The sequence below is a fragment of the Mesorhizobium sp. P2_E10 genome (assembly GCF_056404235.1).
In genome coordinates, this window is the sequence record NZ_JBFUEK010000001.1 from 1 (window position 1) to 18,370 (window position 18,370).

Here is an 18,370-nt window from a genome sequence, read left to right on the forward strand (position 1 = left end):
GCTTGGCGCTCTTGCGCGAACAACGAAAACTCCGTCGCGTTGGTCGCGCCACACAGGCTTGCCGCGATCATCATCACGATCAGGTCGCCAAGCCGGTGCGTGGCGTTGGCTGCGCGCGGATCTGGCACCGCGCCGAAATAGCTCTCAAGGCTGGAAATGGCAGTCGCTCCTTCGCTAAGACTGCCTTCCCAAAGAATCCCTTCTCAAACCAACTTCAAGCCCAAAATCCCCATATGCGATTCCCCTGCCCTCCGGAGGGAGAGGAAAGGGGGCCCGCTAAGTGCTCAAATATGCAACGCATGCCCCAGCGCCTTCAGCGCCGCTTCCTGAAAACCTTCGCCTTGCGTCGGGTGGGCATGGATGGTGCCGGCAATGTCCTCCAGCCGTGCGCCCATTTCCAGGGCCAGGCCGAAGGCGGCCGCCAGTTCCGACACGCCATGGCCGACCGCCTGGATGCCGAGCACCAGATGGTTGTCGGCACGGGCCACGACCCGCACAAACCCCTCCTCGCCAAGCTTGGTCATCGCCCTTCCATTGGCGGCGAAGGGAAACAGGCCGATCCTGATCTCGCCCTGGCTTTTGGCCTCTTCCGGCGACAGCCCAGCGGTGACCAGCTCGGGATCGGTGAAGCAGACGGCGGGGATCGATCGCTTGTCCCAGCTGCGTTTGTGGCCGGCGACGATCTCGGCGACCATTTCGCCTTGCGCCATCGCCCGATGCGCCAGCATCGGCTCGCCGGTGACATCGCCAATGGCAAAGATGCCGCGCATCGAAGTGCGGCACTGGTCGTCGATGCGGATGAATTTTCCGGCCCGGTCGAGATCGATCTGTTCGAGCCCCCATCCCTCGGTCACCGGCTTGCGCCCGACCGTGACCAGGATCTTGTCGGCGGCGATTTTCGTGCTCTTGCCGTCGGAAGCCTCGACCAGCAGCGCGTCGCCCTTGGTGGAAATCCCCTTGGCCTTGGCGTTGACCAGCACCTCGACGTCGAGCTCGGCCAGCCGCTTGACCACCGGCCGCGTCAGTTCGGCATCATATTGCGCCAGCAGCCGCGGCAGCGCTTCGACCACGGTCACCTTGGCGCCCATCTTGGCAAAGGCAATGCCGAGCTCCAGCCCGATATAGCCGCCACCGACGACCGCAAGTTTCTTCGGCACGTCCGCAAGCGCCAGCGCCTCGGTGGAGGAAATCACCGGCCCGCCAAACGGCAGGAACGGCAATTCGACCGGCGCCGAGCCGGTTGCGATCACCACCGTCTCGGCACGGATCACCTGCACGCCGATCTCGGTCTCGACCTCGACGGTCTTGCCATCGCGGAACGTCGCCCAGCCATAAACGGTCTTGACCTTGGCCTTCTTCAGCAGCCCGGCGACGCCGCTGGTCAGCCGGCTAACGATGCCGTCTTTCCAGGCCACGGTCGTGGAGAGATCGAGCTCCGGCTTCGACAGCGAAATGCCGAGCGGACTTTTGCCGCCGGCCATATGCGTCACCATTTCGAACTCTTCGGCAGCATGGATCAGCGCCTTGGAGGGAATGCAGCCGACATTGAGACACGTGCCGCCCGGTTTGCCGGCCTCGACGATCACCGTATCGATGCCGAGCTGGCCGGCGCGGATGGCGCAGACATAGCCGCCCGGACCGGCGCCGATGACCAGCAGCTTGCAGGAGATTTCTTTCATGACGGCACCTTGGTTCGTTGCGGCACTAGACCTGCAGATCGTCGACCGTGGAGATTGGCCGCAACGCTTTTGCCTTCGTCATCCTGGGGCGAAGCAGGAGCGAAGCGACGTCGCGAAGACCCCAGGATCCATGCCGTGAGATCAGAGCGCCGCATCGGTGCAGAATTCTGTTCCGCAGCAGCACCTTTCGGCATCGGTCGCGGCATGGATCCTCGGGTCAAGCCCGAGGATAACGAAGGCGTGGAGGCCTGCGGCCAATCGCAGACGTTGTAGGCTTGCGGCCGGGAGCCGGCCGGCAGTGACCACGCGCTGCGTTCAGCCAAGGAACCAACTCCTCCAGCCATCCCACTAATCCACGAAAATCAGCGCCGGCGTCTCCAGCAGCGTCTTGATCCGCTGGACAAACACCGCCGCATCCCACCCGTCGATGACGCGATGGTCGAAGCTCGACGACAGGTTCATCATCTTGCGCGGGATGAACTGGGTGCCGTCCCACACCGGCCGCACCATCATCTTGTTGACGCCGATGATCGCCACTTCCGGATGATTGATCACCGGCGTTGTCGCCACACCGCCCATGGCGCCGAGCGAGGTGATGGTGATGGTCGAGCCCGACAGTTCGTCGCGCGTGGCCGTGCCGGACTTGGCGGCTTCGGCCAGCCGGTTCACCTCGGCGCCGCAATCCCAGATGTCGCGCGCCTCGGCGTGCTTGACCACCGGCACCACCAGCCCCGACGGCGTCTGCGCGGCGATGCCGATATGGACGCCGCCATGCTGGTGGACGATGCCGGCCTCATCGTCGAACAGCGCGTTGAGATTGGGCTGGGCGGCGATCGCCTTGACCATCGCCCGCATCAGGAACGGCAGCAGCGTCAGCTTCGGCCGGTCGGCACGCTTCTCCTTGTTGAGCGCGGCGCGCAGATCTTCCAGCGCGGTGACGTCGATCTCCTCGACATAGGTGATGTGCGGAATGCGCGACTTGGACAGCGTCATCTTCTCGGCGATCTTGCGCCTGAGCCCGATGATCTTGATGTCATCGACGGTGTCGTTGCGGGCGAGGCCCGGTGATTTCTTGACCTGTGGCCCGCGCGCCAGGAATGCCTCGATGTCCTCGTGGCTTATGCGGCCGGCCGGACCGCTGCCTGCAACCTGTCTTAGATCGATACCGGCTTCTTTTGCCCGGAGGCGAACAGCCGGCGACGCCAGCGGCTTTTCGCCTTCCGGCCGCGGCGCACCGGAGACGGAATGTTGCGACGTGCTTTTCGGCGCAGCCGAAGACTGCGCGGGTTTCGCCGGCGCCTCGGCCGCCTTTGGCGATGGCTTGGCAGTCGCCGAAGCCGCTTCGGGCTTGGGACTGCTGAGCTTCACCGGCGCTTCAGCTTCGACAGGCTTTTCCACCTTGCCGCCATCCGCCGCGCCGCTCTGCAGCTTGACATTGCCCTCGCCAGCCACCTTCAGCCGCACGATCGGCGAACCGATCGCCACCGTGTCGCCGATCTCGGCCCCCAGCCACAGGATCTCGCCGTCGACCGGCGAGGGAATTTCGACCGTCGCCTTGTCGGTCATCACGGCGGCCAGCACTGTGTCCTCGCGCACCAGGTCGCCGACCTTCACATGCCACTCGACCAGCTCGGCCTCGGCAACACCTTCGCCGACATCCGGCAGCTTGATGATATGTTCGCCCATAGTCAGGCCTCTCCTCAAGCTTCCAATGTTTCGCGCAAGGCACGGCCGACCCGGGCCGGACCAGGGAAATACTCCCACTCCTGCGCATGCGGATAGGGCGTGTCCCAGCCGGCGACGCGAGCCACTGGCGCTTCCAGATGGTAGAAGCAATTCTCCTGCACCAGCGCCGAAAGCTCGGCGCCGAAGCCGGAGGTCAGCGTCGCCTCGTGCACGACCACACAGCGCCCGGTCTTCTTCACCGAGGCGACGATGGCGTCGAGATCGAGCGGCAACAGGGTCCTTAGATCGATGATCTCGGCATCGATGCCGGTTTCCTCGGCTGCGGCCTGCGCGACATAGACCATCGTGCCGTACGCGAGCACGGTGACGGCCGAGCCGACCCTGCGGATCGCCGCCTTGCCGAGCGGCACGGTGTAGTGGCCGTCGGCGACCTCGCCGAGCTCATGCTTCGACCATGGCGTCACCGGCCGGTCGTGATGGCCGTCGAACGGACCATTGTAGAGCCGCTTCGGCTCCAGAAAAATCACCGGATCGGGGTCCTCGATCGCTGCGATCAGCAGGCCCTTGGCGTCATGCGGATTGGACGGCACCACCGTCTTAAGTCCCGACACATGCGTGAACAGCGCCTCCGGGCTCTGGCTGTGGGTCTGGCCGCCAAAGATGCCGCCGCCGGTCGGCATGCGCACCACGATCGGGCAGGTGAAATCGCCATTGGAGCGGTAGCGCAGCCGCGATGCTTCCTGCGTCAGCTGGTCGTAGGCCGGGTACATGTAGTCGGCAAACTGGATTTCCACGCACGGCTTCAACCCGTAGGCGGCCATGCCGATCGCCGAGCCGACAATGCCGGATTCATTGATCGGCGCATCGAAGCAGCGGCTCTTGCCGTATTTGGCCTGCAGGCCTTGTGTGCAGCGGAACACGCCGCCGAAAAAGCCGACATCCTCGCCGAAGACGATGACGCGTTCGTCGCGCGCCATCGACACGTCCATGGCGTCGCGAATGGCCTCGATCATGGTCCGTCTTGGCATGATCAGACCCCCGCCTGCTGACGCTGGCGCCGCAGGTGCGGCGGCATCTCGGCATAAAGGCCTTCGAACATGTCGCGCGTCGACGGCTTGCCGCCGGCATGCAGCGTGCCGTGGCTCTCGGCTTCCTTCTGTGCCGCGATCACCATGTCGAGGATCTCCGCCTCGGCCTGGGCGTGGCGCTCGTCCGACCAGACTTTGCGCGCGATGAGATGGTTCTTCAGCCGGATGACGGGGTCGCCCAAGGGCCAGGCGTCGGACTCGGTTTTCGGCCGGTAGGCGGAAGGATCATCCGAGCTCGAATGCGCGCCGGCGCGGTAGGTGACGTACTCGATCAGCGTCGGCCCGAGGTTCTTGCGCGCGCGCTCGGTGGCCCATTTGGCAACGGCGTGGACGGCGAGGTAGTCATTGCCGTCGACGCGCAGCGCCGGGATGCCGAAGCCAAGACCGCGCGCCGCAAACGTGCCGGAGCCGCCACGCGCAATGCCCTGGAAAGTCGAGATCGCCCACTGGTTGTTGACGACATTGAGCACGACCGGCGCCTTGTAGGTCGAGGCGAAGACTAGCGCCGAATGAAAGTCGGACTCGGCGGTCGAGCCGTCGCCGATCCACGCGGCGGCGATGCGGGAATCGTTGCTGATCGCCGAAGCCATCGCCCAGCCGACCGCCTGGATATACTGCGTCGCCAGATTGCCGGAGATCGAGAAGAAGCCATGCTCCTTCGACGAATACATGACCGGCAATTGCCGGCCCTTCAGCGGATCGGCCTCGTTGGAATAGATCTGGTTCATCATGGTGACCATCGGATAGCCGTCGGCGATCAGCAGGCCGGCTTGGCGATAGGTCGGAAAGTTCATGTCGCCCGGCGCCAGCGCCTTGCGGAAGGCGCAGGCCACCGCCTCTTCGCCCAGATGCTGCATGTAGAACGAGGTCTTGCCCTGGCGCTGCGCCATCTGCATGCGCGCATCGAAAGTGCGCAGCGTCATCATGTGGCGCAGGCCGGCCAGCAGCTCCACATCGGAAAGCAGCCCGGCCCAGGGTCCGACGGCCTCGCCGTTGCGGTTCAAGACGCGGATGATCGAGAACGCCATGTCGCGAATGGTGCGCGGATCGACATCGATCTCCGGCCGCGGCACAGAGCCAGCCTCGGGAATGGGCACGTTGGAGAAGTCAGGCGTCCCGCCCGGCCGCACCTCCGGTTCGGGCACATGGAAGCGCAACATTCCAGCATCGGCCATGACCTTGGTCCTCCAATGTTGCCTGGCCAGGATATTTGCACATCTGTGCCGCCAGACCAGTGTCAATTCGTTGGGCAAGCCTCCGGTCGTCGGTCCCGGCCGCGCCGGCCGATGCAGCCTCCCGCACACAAGATGAAGATATGTCTGCGAAATTTCTTGTCGATGTTGGACGGCAGCACGCAATTTGGGACAAGGTTGCAGAGGGTTTCCCGCCAGATAAGGTGACTTGCGGCGATTAGAGATTGGCACTGCGGCCGAAGCCGCCAATCTCCCCCCTCGTGGGGGAGATCACGCTCTCCTCCGTTCACTCCGCCCTCTCCCCATGCTAACCACCCTCCATGGCGCAGAAAAAAGGATACGAGGTCGATTCGTGGCTGGCGAAGCCTGACGCGCGGATTTCGATCGTCCTGCTTTACGGCCCCGACCGCGGGCTGGTTGCCGAACGCGCGAAAGCCTTTGCCGGCACGACCGGCCTGCCGCTCGACGATCCGTTCTCGGTAGTCCGGCTGGAGGGTTCGGAGGTGGACCGCGACGAAGGCCGCCTGCTCGACGAGGCCCGCACCGTGCCGATGTTTTCGGAGCGCCGCCTGCTCTGGGTGCGCAATGCCAGCGGCCAGAAAGCGCTTGCCGAAGACGTCAAGGCGCTGACGGCGGAACCGCCCCGCGATGCCATCATTCTTATCGAAGCCGGCGATCTCAAAAAGGGCACCGGGCTGCGAGCGGTCGTCGAAGCAGCCGACACCGCCATGGCTCTGCCTTGCTACGCCGATGAAGCCAGGGACATCGACGGCGTCATCGATGACGAATTGCGCAAGGCCAACATGACCATGGCGCTGGATGCGCGGCAGGCGCTGCGCCGCAACCTTGGCGGCGACCGGCTGGCCTCGCGCGGCGAGATCGAAAAGCTGGTGCTCTACAGCAACGGCCAGAAGGAAATCGGCCTCGACGACGTCAGGGCGATGTCGGGCGATGTTTCCGGCGCCTCCTTCGACGATGCCGTCGACGCGCTGCTCGAGGGGAAAATCAGCGATTTCGACACCGCCTTCACCCGCCATTGCCAGTCCGGCCAGCCCTTTCTGGTGCTGTCGTCGGCGATGCGGCAGCTGCAGGCGATCCAGGCCATGCGCGGCCAGATGGACTCCGGCGGCCGCAACGCCGCCTCGGTCGTCGCCGCGGCGCGCCCGCCAGTCTTCTTCTCGCGCCGCAAGCTGGTGGAAAAGGCGCTGGAGCGCTGGAGCGGCGAGGCGCTTGGCCGGGCGCTGACCCGGCTGCAGGCCGCAGTGCTGCAGACCCGGCGAAGGCCGGATCTATCCGTCGCGCTGGCGCGGCAGGCGCTGCTTGGCATTGCGGTGGAAAGCAGCCGGCTGGCGCAGCGCGGCTGATCTCCCCCCTCGAGGGGGAGATGTCGCCGAAGGCGACAAAGGGGGTCCCAGCGCGTAAGGCGCCGACCTTTCTTCACACCGTGCCGGCGCCTGATGTGAGACGACCCCTTCTGGCCTGCCGGCCATCTCCCCCTGACGGGGGGAGATCAGCGGCTCCACCGCTTTCGCCAAATACAAACGCCGCAACCGAGAAAGGCCTTTTCAATTCATTGTCATGGCGCCCATCGGCTGGAAGGTTGGCAGCGCCTGTGGAAAGACCAGCACCGCCGCGCCATAAAGCAGCAGGGCGACACCCGAGACCTTTGCGATCCCCTCTCCTGACGGGAGGGTCTTTTCCGCAAAGATCAGCAAGGTGACCACGGCCATTGCGGCGACGTTCATGATCCCGAGAGGAAACAGCGCGAGAAACAAAAGCCAGCAGCAGCCCAGGCAAAAAAGTCCGTGCTCCAGGCCCATGCGAACCGCGCCCCAGTAACCATCGCGCCATGAGGTGAGGATGAAGCCAATCGGCGTGCGGCATTTGGCCAGACACAGATCTTTCAGCGGGGACAGTTGATAGGCGCCGCCAAGCATCAGCAGCGCGCCGCCGATACGCGCGGCCGTCGCCGTCGACAATCCCACATGCCCGGCAAGCATCTCCGCACCCGCCGCGCCGGCAAAGGCGACAACGCCCATCACGCCCCAGACCAGCATGTACCCGGCCACGAACACCCAGCTCGAGACAAAGGTCTCGCCCCGGCCCCGTTTGCCGGCCTGGACCTGGTGAAACGTCAGGATCATGGGCGCGGCCGTTGGAAACATCATGGCAATCATCATGATCATCCAGACGGCAAGAAACAGCGGCGCCTCCATGCCCATGGTGGGTGAGTACATTTCCATGCGCATGTCCGCGTCCATGCCCATCTGCTGCCAGACAAGCAGGGTCCACGCCGCCGCAGCGATAGCGATCAGCAGCGCGAGAATGATGTTTCGCTGCAGCGTCAGCGGATCCGCCTCGACCATGCGGCCAACGCTACTGCTGGCCGGACCAATTGATCGGGGCGTAGTGTCCGTTTCGACGGGAATTGTCCCAACTCATGCCATGGTCACTGAAAGTACTGCCTTCCGCCCCCATCGCCAGGGCGAGCCAGTCGGGATTGATGGGATGGCCGGTGGCCGCCCACATCTGCCCGTCCTCGCGCATTGTCGGCAGCGGCTCGACCGCCATCTGCATGACGCCCGCAATCTCCGCCGACCGCTTCTTGCCGTCTATCCGATAGTCTATCGGCACCTTCTTGGCGCCGAGATTCGTGCCGATCATGGGCGCCAACACCGCCATAGGGCCGCCCGCGGCGCCAGTGAAGATGGCACCCAGCGCCTCTGTTTGCTTGTCATCGGCGCGTTCGTCGATATAGGCGGCGGCGGTCCAATTGCCGTTTGCCATCGGACCCGGCGTGTGCGCAACCATCGCGACACTGAGCCCATCCAATCGAACGTCCCCGTAATTGCCCTTGTCGATGTGAAAGACCAGACCGACGTCGCAAACGCCCTTCGTCGGCTTCGATGTCAGCTGTGCATTGGTGGACAGCAGGCAAGGACATACGACATCGCAGCTACAATTTTCGAAGTAACTTCCGGACAATTGCCAACGGACTGCCATTTGCACCTCCCACTTGCGTCAGGCGCGTCGGCATATCGTTTTGGCGAGGCGGTGCCATTTCACGGCTATTGTAGGAATGGCAAATACCCTCGCCGCGACTGATCGGCACGCCAGGGCAGATAATTTAAGCCATATCTAATTTAGGTTACGCCGTTGCCCGGCACTGTCAAGCCGTGAGCGCCAGGCGCTGCTTGGCATTGCGGTTGAGAGCAGTCGACTGGCGCAGCGCGGCTGATCTCCCCCCTTGAGGGGGAGATGTCGCCGAAGGCGACAGAGGGGGTCCCAGCGCGTAAAGCGCCGACCCTTCTTCGCTCCGCGCCAGCGCTCGATGTGAGACGACCCCCTCTGGCCTGCTGGCCATCTCCCCCTCGAGGGGGGAGATACGCAGCCTCGCCGATTTCGCCAATTGCCAGCGACGCAAGGGAAAGGGCCGGCAATCGCCAGCCCTTTCCGCATGCACCAAATCAATCTTCAGCTGGAGTTATTCGCCGGCTAACTACCGCTCCTGCTTCAACCGCCGGCACAACTCATCGAGCTGCTCCAGCGTCCGGTAGTTCACCCGCAGCACGCCGCCCTTGCCCTTGTGTTCGATGGCGACGATCATGCCGATCGTGTCGGTCATCAGCTTTTCCAGCGCCAGCGTGTCGGTGTCCTTGTCTGCCGGCTTCGCCGCTGGGCGCGCGCCATTCGAGCTGCTGCCTGCCGGCATCTGCGCCAGCGCTTCCGTCTGGCGGACCGACAGCCCCTCCTCGACAATGCGTTTGGCCAGACCGGCCGGATCCTCGGCGGTCACCAGCGTGCGGGCATGGCCGGCCGACAGCGCGCCGTCGACCAGCATGTCGCGGATCACGTCGGGTAATTTCAGCAGCCGCAGCGTGTTGGCGACATGGCTGCGGCTCTTGCCGATCACCTGGCCGAGATCGGCCTGGGTATAGCCGTGATCGTCGATCAGCTGCTGGTAGCCGAGCGCCTCCTCGACCGGGTTGAGGTCGGTACGCTGGACGTTTTCGATGATGGCGAGCTCGAGCGCGGTGCGATCGTTGACGTCGCGCACGATGATCGGGATCTCGGTCAGCCCGGCGCGCTGCGCCGCGCGCCAGCGCCGTTCTCCGGCGATGATCTCGTAGCGTCCCGCTTGTGTCGGCGAGGGCCGCGCCACCACCGGCTGCACGACGCCATGCTCGCGGATCGACTGCGCCAGATCAGTGAGCTCGGCATCGCCAAAATGCCGGCGCGGGTTTTTCGGATTGGGGGTCAGGAACTCGATCGGCACCTTGCCGTCGGCGTTCAGGCCCTGTTTTTCCGGTGCGGCCGGGCGATCTATCTCGCCGATCAGCGCCGCCAGTCCCCGCCCCAGTCTTTTTCGTGAAAGGTCTTCGCTCATTCTCTGTCCAGATCGTTTCGGTATCGAATCGGCTTGTTTGCTAATTAAGCAGCGCGTAATTTACGCTCGCGGCGGATAACCTCTGAGGCAAGCTGCAGATAGGCCTGGCTGCCTGAGCATTTGAGATCGTAGAGGATCGCCGGCTTGCCGTAGGACGGCGCCTCGGAAACCCGCACATTCCTAGGGATGATGGTCTCGTAGACCTTGTCGCCCATATGCGCCCTGACATCCTGCACCACTTGGTTGGCGAGGTTGTTGCGGCCGTCATACATGGTCAGCACGATGCCCTGGATGGTCAGATCCGGATTGATCGAGCGGCGCACCTGCTCGACCGTCTCCAGCAATTGGCTGAGACCTTCCAGCGCAAAGAACTCGCATTGCAGCGGCACAAGAACGGAATCCGCTGCCGCCATTGAATTCAAAGTCAAAAGATTGAGCGACGGCGGGCAGTCGATCAACACATAGCCGAAAGGCGCCCCGCGCTCGGTCGCGGCACGCAGCGCATTGCGCAGCTTCAGCACTCGGTCCGGCGCCGAGGCAATCTCCATCTCGATGCCGAGCAGATCAAGCGTCGACGGCACGATCGACAGGCCGGGAACCGCGGTCGGAATGGCTGCGGCTTCGAGGTCCAGCTCGCCGGTCAAAACGTCGTAGGAGGAGACGGTGCGGTCCTTGCGGTCGATGCCGAGACCGGTCGAGGCGTTGCCCTGTGGGTCGAGATCGACGATCAGCACTTTTTCACCGATCGCCGCCAGCGCCGTGGCCAGATTGATGGCGGTCGTCGTCTTGCCGACACCGCCCTTCTGGTTGGCTACGGTGATGATTCGAGGGCCATTCTTCATCATGGGTTTATGCCAGAAGTTCATTTTTAACCGGGCGCAAAGCAGACAATTCGAGGATGACCCCATGCGGGTCGGTGACACTCGAATGTTCTACCAGATCGAAGCACCATCGGTGAGCGCTTTCTTCCACTTCGGTGCGGTAATCCCGGCCTTTGTGGAACAGGCCGCGCGCACCTTTTGTCAGCCACGGCGCCGCCAGATCGAGCAAAGCGGGCAGCGCGGCAAGCGCTCGGGCCGTGACGATTTGCGGTTCAGAAACAAGCGCATAGCTGTCGTCGATGCGCCGCGCGATGATGCGCGCGGGCAGATTGAATTGCCCGACGACGGCTTGCAGGAACGACGCCTTCTTGCGGTTGCTCTCAACCAGGTCGATCGAGGCGCCGGCGCGCTCGGCGAGCAGAAAAGCCATGACCAGGCCAGGGAAGCCGCCACCCGAGCCGATATCGACCCAGCGCGTTGCCACCGGCTCGAGTCGCGCCAGTTGCACGCTGTCCAGTATATGGCGGCGCCAGACATCGTCTTGCGTCGATTGCGCGGCCAAGTTTATGCGGCTGTTCCACTTCTGGAAGACCCGTTCGAATTCGACCAAACGATCGAATGTTTCACGTGAAACCGGGCCTGCGGCCTCTTGCAGGCTTTTCCATGTGGCAGCGCTCACGCAACGTCCCTTTGCGCGGACGCCTCGGCGTTGCGGACATGCGCGACGATGATCGCCAGAGCCGCAGGCGTCATGCCTTCCATGCGCTGCGCATCGGCAATGGAGCGCGGCTGGCGCGCCAGCATCTTCTGCTTCAGTTCATTAGAAAGTCCTGGAACACTCGCAAAATCGACTGCAACAGGGATCAAGCGGCTCTCCTCATGCCGGATCTGAGTCACGTCGGCTTGCTGGCGGTCAAGGTAAACGGAATATTTCGCCTCCGTTTCGAGTCGCTCTGCCGTTTTGGCGTCGATTTCACCGAACGCAGGCGAAATTCGAGCCAGCCAGGCGACATCGACACCGGGATAGGCCAGCAATTCATAGGCTGAGCGGCGGACACCGTCCTTGTTGATCTGCAGCCCGTGACCCGACGCCTCGTTTGGGGTCATGGTCGTGCTGGTTGCGAGCTGCCGTGCCTTGTTGAGATCGTCCACGACATCGTTGAACCGCTGCGTCCGCTTCTGTGAGGCAATACCAAGCTTCACGGCCAATGGCGTCAGCCGCTCATCGGCATTGTCGGCGCGCAGCGACAGCCGGAACTCGGCCCGCGAGGTGAACATGCGGTAGGGCTCGCTGATGCCGCGGCTGGTCAAATCGTCGACCATCACGCCGATATAGGCTTCGGTGCGGCTGAGCACGATTGGCTCGCTCGCCGAGGCTTTGCGCGCCGCGTTGAGGCCGGCGAGCAATCCTTGTGCGCCCGCCTCTTCATAGCCGGTGGTGCCGTTGATCTGCCCCGCCAGGAAAAGCCCGCCAATCCGCTTCGTTTCCAACGTCGCCAGCAATTCGCGCGGGTCGACATGGTCGTACTCGATGGCATAACCGGGCTGCAGCATGGTCGCCCGCTCCAGCCCCGGTATGGTTTTCAGAATGCCGAGCTGGACGTCCTCGGGCAGCGAGGTCGAAATGCCGTTCGGGTAAACTGTGTCGTCGTCCAGGCCTTCCGGCTCCAGGAAAATCTGGTGACCCTCGCGGTCACCGAACTTGACGATCTTGTCCTCGATCGACGGGCAATAGCGCGGCCCCACACCTTCTATCGAGCCGGAATACATGGCCGAACGGCCAAGATTGGCGCGGATCAGCTCGTGCGTCGCCGGTGTCGTGCGGGTAATGCCGCAATGGATCTGCGGGTTTTCGATGCGATCGGTCAACAGCGAGAAAGGCGAGGGATGTTCATCGGCCGCCTGGCTTTCCAGCGATGCCCAATCGATCGTCCTACCGTCTAGGCGCGGCGGCGTGCCGGTCTTCAGCCGCCCGAGCTTGAAGCCCGCACGGCTCATCGTCGCCGACAGTCCAAGGCTGGCCTGCTCGTTCATACGGCCGGCAACGATCTTCTTCTCGCCGATATGGATCAGTCCGCGCAGAAAAGTGCCTGTGGTCAACACCACGGCGCCGCAGGCGAGTCTGCGGCCATTTGCCAAATGCACAGCCGACAGGCGCCCGTCCTCGATCTCCAAATCGAGAACCTCGCCTTCGATCACATCGAGATCGGCCTGTTCACGGATCGCCGCTTGCATTGCCAGCCGATAGAGCTTGCGGTCCGCTTGCGTGCGCGGTCCACGCACTGCCGGGCCTTTGCGCCGGTTGAGCAGACGAAACTGGATACCGGCGGCATCGGCGACGCGGCCCATCAGCCCGTCCATGGCGTCGATCTCGCGCACAAGATGGCCCTTGCCGAGGCCGCCGATCGCCGGATTGCACGACATGACGCCGATCGTGTCGAAGCGCAGCGTCACCAGCGCCGTTCTGGCGCCAGCGCGCGCGGCAGCACTGGCCGCCTCGCACCCTGCATGGCCGCCGCCCACCACAACCACATCGTAGTGATCGTTCATTCCTAGAATCCCGAATTTCAGTTCGCCCGACACATGTGCCCGCATGCGCGTGCTGTCAAGAATGCAAGGCCCATCGTTTCACGTGAAACAGCATCGCCGGCATCCCAGTCGCCCTGTTTCACGTGAGTCACGACAGTTCGGACGGGCGCAGTGTTTCACGTGAGTCACCTGCCAGCCGCCAGGTCGTGTTTCACGTGAGTCATTTGCCGATGCAGAACTGCGAAAAGATGACATCCAGCAGATCCTCGACGTCAACAGCGCCAACGATGCGGCCAAGCCGGTCCGCCGCCAGGCGCAGATCCTCGGCGCGCAACTCCTGCCCACGCCCATCTCCCGTCACCGCCGACAGCAGGAAGCGTTTCGTCTCATTAAGCAGCTCAACGTGGCGAAGCCGCGACGGCAGGATATCACCGACCTGGCCGGCCTGCGCCGCGGCGCGGCTTCCGATATCCGCCAACAGCTCCGTCAGCCCCGTTCCATCCTTGGTCGAAATGACCGCGTCGTACTGCGTCGCCGGCGTCTGCGGCACCAGATCTGCTTTTGTGCCAATCCTCAGCGTCGGAACGTCGGCCGGCATTGCACCAACTTCTGCCGGGTTCAGCATATCCTCCAGCAGCAGCAAAAGGTTGGCACCGCGTGCCTTCGTTCGGGCTTTCTCTATGCCGATCGCCTCGACCTTGCCCGGCGCCTCGCGCAAGCCCGCCGTGTCGGTCACCCTGACCCGCATTCCCTCGAGATCCAGCAACACCTCAAGCAGGTCCCGCGTCGTGCCGGGCTCATCCGTTACAATAGCCGCATCGCGCCGCGCCAGGGCGTTGAACAGACTCGACTTCCCGGCATTCGGTGCGCCCAGGATGACGACCTCAAACCCGTCGCGAATGATCTCGGCGGCGCGAAACCCGGCGACGTGGCGATCGATCTCGTCGATCATCTTTCGCACGTCCAACCAGACCGTATCCGAAACGAAACCGGGGACATCGTCCTCGTCGGCGAAGTCGATCTCGGCCTCGATCATCGCCCGCGCATGGATAAGCCGGCGGCGCCAGCCGAGATAAAGTTCGCTTTGCACGCCTTGGGCGTTCTGCACCGCAAAGCGCCGCTGCGCTTCGGTTTCGGCGTTGATGAGGTCGGCCAGCGCCTCGGTCTCGACCAGGTCGAGCTTGCCGTTGAGAAAGGCGTGACGGGTGAATTCGCCCGGCTCCGCATGCCTGACACCGTCAAAACCGGCGATGGTCTCCAGCATTTTGGTCACCACGGCCCGGCCGCCATGGACATGGAATTCGGCGACATCCTCGCCGGTAAAGCTGTCGGGGCCAGGAAAGAAGACGACCAGCCCGCTGTCGAGCACGGTCTTGTCCGGCGCCCGTAGCTTGCGCAAGGTCGCGACACGGTCCTTAACTTTGCCGGCAATCGTTTCGACTACGAATCGACTCTTCGGGCCGGAAATACGGATGACGGCGATGCCGGCGGGCAGGCGGCCGCTCGAAAGCGCAACGATGGAGTCACTTGAAATCATTTGCCCGCTCTGTCGAACCGCCCTAGCTTCGCCCGCTTAAACCCAGACCAACCGAGTTGCCCATTGTGACATTGCCCGCGCAAAACCTGCTTGCCGAAGAGGCCAGCCCCTACCTGCAGCAGCACAGCGGCAACCCGGTGCACTGGCGGGCCTGGTCGCCTGCTTCTTTGGCCGAAGCCAAGGCGCTCGAGCGACCCATCCTGCTTTCGGTCGGCTACGCCGCTTGCCACTGGTGCCATGTCATGGCGCATGAAAGCTTTGAGAACGACGCTGTCGCCGCCGTCATGAACCGGCTGTTCGTCAATATCAAGGTTGATCGCGAGGAACGGCCTGATATCGACCAGATCTACATGGCCGCACTTTCGGCGATGGGCGAGCAGGGCGGCTGGCCGCTGACCATGTTCCTGACCCCGGACGGCAAGCCGTTCTGGGGTGGCACCTATTTTCCGCGCGAGGCGCGCTTTGGCCGTCCCGGCTTCATTCAGGTGATGGAAGCCGTCGACAAGGCCTGGCGCGAGAAGCAACAAAGCCTGCATCAGAGCGCCGACGGCTTGATCAACCATGTCGAGGCGCGGCTGGCGGGCACTCATGCCAAGGCCACGCTCGACCTTGATACGCTGAGACAGCTCGCCAACGGCATCGACGGCATGATCGACAGGGATCTGGGCGGCCTGCGCGGCGCGCCAAAGTTTCCCAACGCGCCGTTCATGCAGACGCTGTGGCTGTCGTGGTTGCGCGACGGCAGCACCTCGCATCGCGACGCCGTCCTGCTCAGCCTCGAAAAGATGCTGGCCGGCGGCATCTACGACCATATCGGCGGCGGGCTCAGCCGCTACTCGACCGATGCCGAATGGCTGGTGCCACATTTCGAAAAAATGCTCTACGACAATGCCCAGCTGATCCGCCTGTGCAACTGGGCCTATGCGGCCAGTGGCAATAATTTGTTCCGGATACGAATCGAAGAGACGATCGACTGGCTGCTGCGTGAGATGCGCGTCGAAGGTGGCGCCTTAGCCGCCAGCCTCGATGCCGACAGCGACGGCGAGGAGGGGCTGTTCTACACTTGGAGCAAGAACGAGATCGAAGCCGTGCTCGGTGACGAATCGGCCTTGTTTTTCAAACACTTCACGCTTTCCGGGCCGCATGGCTGGGAAGGCAAGCCGATTGTCCATCAGAGCGAAGCCCAGCAGACGCAAAGCGTGGCCGATCGCGATCAGCTCAATCCACTGAAGGCGAAGCTTCTCGCAGCCAGAGAGCATCGCGTCAGGCCTGGACGCGACGGCAAGGCACTCACCGACTGGAACGGCCTGATGATCGCAGCACTTGCCGAGGCAGGGCGGTCGCTCGGCCGGACCGACTGGATCGAAGCGGCTGAAAAGGCCTTCGCCCATATTGCCGAAGCCAGCCAGGACGGACGCCTGCCGCATTCGATACTTGGCGCCAAAAAGCTGTTTCCGGCGCTGTCGAGCGACTATGCCGCGATGACCAACGCCGCGATCGCGCTGTTCGAGGCAACCGGCGATTGGAGCTATGTCGAGCGAGCCCGCCGGTTCATCGAACAACTCGACCATTGGCATCAGGACAGCGACAAGACCGGCTACTATCTGACTGCGTCGGACAGCACCGACGTGCCGATCCGCATCAGGGGCGATGTCGACGAGGCGATCACCTCGGCCTCCGGCCAGATCATCGAAGCCCTGGTCCGTCTGGCTTCCGTTACCGGCGATCTCGACCTGCAGGAAAAGACCTGGAAAGTCGCCGAGCATGCCGCCGGCCGCGCTGCACACCAAGCCTATGGCCAGGCCGGCATCGTCAACGCCTGTGCCCTCGCGATCGAGCCATTGAAGCTGGTGCTAATAGACAACCTCGCCGATCCAGGACTCGTTCCGGTTGCGAATCGATCCCCGGATCCGAGACGAGTCGATATTGTATTGGCGATCGGTTCGGAAGCGAATCGACCGACTTTGCCGGACGGTGTCCTACCGCCTACCGACAGAGCTGGCGCCTGGCTTTGCACGGGGCAGGTGTGTTTGCCGGTGGTGACGGATGCTGAAGAGCTCGAGCGGCTCTTGCGACGGTGATTTGACCCAAATGAAGAAGCCCATCCCGATCTCTCGGAATGGGCTCCCAAATAGCTTTGCTTGGAACGAACCGCGGATCCGCAGCTCGACCCCTACGTGTTCATCGAATCGAAGAAGTCCGCATTGGTCTTGGTCTGCTTGAGCTTGTCGATCAGGAACTCGATCGCATCGGTCGTGCCCATCGGCGCCAGGATGCGGCGCAGCACGAAGATCTTCTGCAAATCCTGCTTGGCGACCAGCAAATCTTCCTTGCGGGTGCCGGACTTGAGGATGTCCATCGCCGGATAGATACGCTTGTCCGCGACCTTGCGGTCGAGCACGATTTCCGAATTGCCGGTGCCCTTGAACTCTTCGAAGATGACTTCGTCCATACGGCTGCCGGTATCGATCAGCGCGGTGGCGATGATGGTCAGTGAACCGCCTTCCTCGATATTACGGGCGGCACCGAAGAAGCGCTTCGGCCGCTGCAGCGCGTTGGCGTCGACACCGCCGGTCAGCACCTTGCCGGATGACGGCACCACGGTGTTGTAGGCGCGGCCGAGGCGGGTGATCGAATCGAGCAGGATGACGACATCGCGGCCATGTTCGACCAGGCGTTTTGCTTTCTCGATCACCATTTCGGCGACCTGGACGTGGCGCACCGCCGGTTCGTCAAAGGTCGAGGACACGACCTCGCCCTTCACCGAACGCTGCATGTCGGTGACTTCTTCCGGCCGCTCGTCGATCAAAAGCACGATCAGATAGCATTCCGGATGATTGGTGGTGATCGAGTGGGCGATGTTCTGCAGCAGCACCGTCTTACCGGTACGCGGCTGGGCCACGATCAAGGCGCGCTGGCCTTTGCCGAGCGGCGCCACCAGGTCGATGACACGGGCTGAAATGTCCTTGGAGGTCGGAACCTCCATTTCCATCTTCAGCCGCGACGTCGGATAGAGCGGCGTCAGATTGTCGAAATGGATCTTGTGGCGGATCTTTTCCGGGTCGTCGAAATTGATCGTGTTGACCTTGAGCAGCGCGAAATAGCGCTCGCCCTCTTTCGGGCTGCGGATCGGCCCTTCGACCGTATCGCCGGTCTTCAGCGAAAAGCGCCGGATCTGCGACGGGGAAATGTAGATGTCGTCGGGACCGGGAAGGTAGTTGGCGTTGGCGGAGCGCAGGAAGCCAAAACCATCCTGCAGCACTTCGACCACGCCGTCGCCGATGATCTCGACGTCCTGCGCGGCCAGTTTCTTCAGGATGGCAAACATCAGCTCCTGCTTGCGCATGACGCTGGCGTTTTCCACCTCGAGCGATTCGGCATAGGCGATCAGCTCTGGTGGCTTCTTGTTCTTGAACTCTGCGAGTTTCATTTCTTGCATAGACGGACTCT

The 18,370-nt window shown here is 63.2% G+C and carries 14 protein-coding genes and 1 pseudogene; 2 read left to right on the forward strand and 13 right to left on the reverse strand.

Annotated elements, in window-relative coordinates:
* From AC1D0N_RS00005 to AC1D0N_RS00025, 5 genes and pseudogenes are all read right to left on the reverse strand, one after another.
* Nucleotides 1–128 (reverse strand): annotated as a pseudogene (locus AC1D0N_RS00005) (ISAs1 family transposase); the annotation flags it as partial.
* Nucleotides 129–284: 156 nt separating this feature from the next.
* A complete protein-coding gene (gene lpdA / locus AC1D0N_RS00010; protein ID WP_477240128.1) occupies nt 285–1,679 on the reverse strand; it encodes a dihydrolipoyl dehydrogenase in 1,395 nt (464 codons plus the stop codon).
* Nucleotides 1,680–2,027: 348 nt separating this feature from the next.
* A complete protein-coding gene (locus tag AC1D0N_RS00015; RefSeq protein ID WP_477240130.1) occupies nt 2,028–3,365 on the reverse strand; it encodes a dihydrolipoamide acetyltransferase family protein in 1,338 nt (445 codons plus the stop codon).
* Nucleotides 3,366–3,379: 14 nt separating this feature from the next.
* Nucleotides 3,380–4,393, reverse strand: coding sequence for an alpha-ketoacid dehydrogenase subunit beta (locus tag AC1D0N_RS00020; RefSeq protein ID WP_477240132.1), 1,014 nt, complete (start codon nt 4,391–4,393; stop codon nt 3,380–3,382).
* Between the two features lie 2 nt (nt 4,394–4,395).
* On the reverse strand, nt 4,396–5,628 hold the full coding sequence (locus AC1D0N_RS00025) for a thiamine pyrophosphate-dependent enzyme (RefSeq protein ID WP_477240134.1): 1,233 nt from the start codon (nt 5,626–5,628) through the stop codon (nt 4,396–4,398).
* Between the two features lie 338 nt (nt 5,629–5,966).
* Between AC1D0N_RS00025 and holA the strand changes: the two genes are divergently transcribed.
* Nucleotides 5,967–7,010: a DNA polymerase III subunit delta gene (holA, locus tag AC1D0N_RS00030; RefSeq protein WP_477240136.1), complete on the forward strand. Its 1,044-nt coding sequence runs from the start codon at nt 5,967–5,969 to the stop codon at nt 7,008–7,010.
* 201 nt (nt 7,011–7,211) lie between these two features.
* Here holA and AC1D0N_RS00035 read toward each other — a convergent pair whose 3' ends face one another.
* The 7 genes from AC1D0N_RS00035 to mnmE all read right to left on the reverse strand — a co-directional run bounded on the left by AC1D0N_RS00035 (nt 7,212) and on the right by mnmE (nt 14,920).
* Entirely contained in the window at nt 7,212–8,012 is an 801-nt protein-coding gene (locus AC1D0N_RS00035; RefSeq protein WP_477240138.1) for a DUF2182 domain-containing protein, read from the reverse strand.
* Nucleotides 8,013–8,022: 10 nt separating this feature from the next.
* A complete protein-coding gene (locus AC1D0N_RS00040; RefSeq protein WP_477240140.1) occupies nt 8,023–8,649 on the reverse strand; it encodes a DUF1326 domain-containing protein in 627 nt (208 codons plus the stop codon).
* Between the two features lie 496 nt (nt 8,650–9,145).
* Entirely contained in the window at nt 9,146–10,033 is an 888-nt protein-coding gene (locus tag AC1D0N_RS00045) for a ParB/RepB/Spo0J family partition protein (protein ID WP_477240142.1), read from the reverse strand.
* 44 nt (nt 10,034–10,077) lie between these two features.
* On the reverse strand, nt 10,078–10,878 hold the full coding sequence (locus AC1D0N_RS00050) for a ParA family protein (RefSeq protein WP_477240144.1): 801 nt from the start codon (nt 10,876–10,878) through the stop codon (nt 10,078–10,080).
* Between the two features lie 4 nt (nt 10,879–10,882).
* Nucleotides 10,883–11,533 carry a 16S rRNA (guanine(527)-N(7))-methyltransferase RsmG gene (rsmG, locus tag AC1D0N_RS00055; RefSeq protein WP_477240146.1) on the reverse strand — a complete coding sequence of 217 codons (651 nt, stop codon included), beginning with the start codon at nt 11,531–11,533 and terminating at the stop codon, nt 10,883–10,885.
* Complete coding sequence (mnmG, locus tag AC1D0N_RS00060) at nt 11,530–13,404, reverse strand: tRNA uridine-5-carboxymethylaminomethyl(34) synthesis enzyme MnmG (protein ID WP_477240148.1); 1,875 nt, start codon at nt 13,402–13,404, stop codon at nt 11,530–11,532. The genes rsmG and mnmG overlap by 4 nt, the downstream gene beginning before the upstream one ends.
* Before the next feature lie 199 nt (nt 13,405–13,603).
* Nucleotides 13,604–14,920, reverse strand: coding sequence for a tRNA uridine-5-carboxymethylaminomethyl(34) synthesis GTPase MnmE (gene mnmE, locus AC1D0N_RS00065; protein WP_477240150.1), 1,317 nt, complete (start codon nt 14,918–14,920; stop codon nt 13,604–13,606).
* A gap of 65 nt (nt 14,921–14,985) precedes the next feature.
* On the opposite strand from mnmE, the gene AC1D0N_RS00070 reads away from it, so the two are divergent.
* Nucleotides 14,986–17,001 (forward strand): thioredoxin domain-containing protein, encoded by a 2,016-nt coding sequence (locus AC1D0N_RS00070; RefSeq protein ID WP_477240152.1) that lies wholly within the window; start codon nt 14,986–14,988, stop codon nt 16,999–17,001.
* A 92-nt stretch (nt 17,002–17,093) separates the two neighbouring features.
* On the opposite strand, the gene rho is transcribed toward AC1D0N_RS00070, so the two are convergent.
* Nucleotides 17,094–18,359 (reverse strand): transcription termination factor Rho, encoded by a 1,266-nt coding sequence (gene rho / locus AC1D0N_RS00075; protein WP_136621617.1) that lies wholly within the window; start codon nt 18,357–18,359, stop codon nt 17,094–17,096.
* Nucleotides 18,360–18,370: the final 11 nt, after the last annotated feature.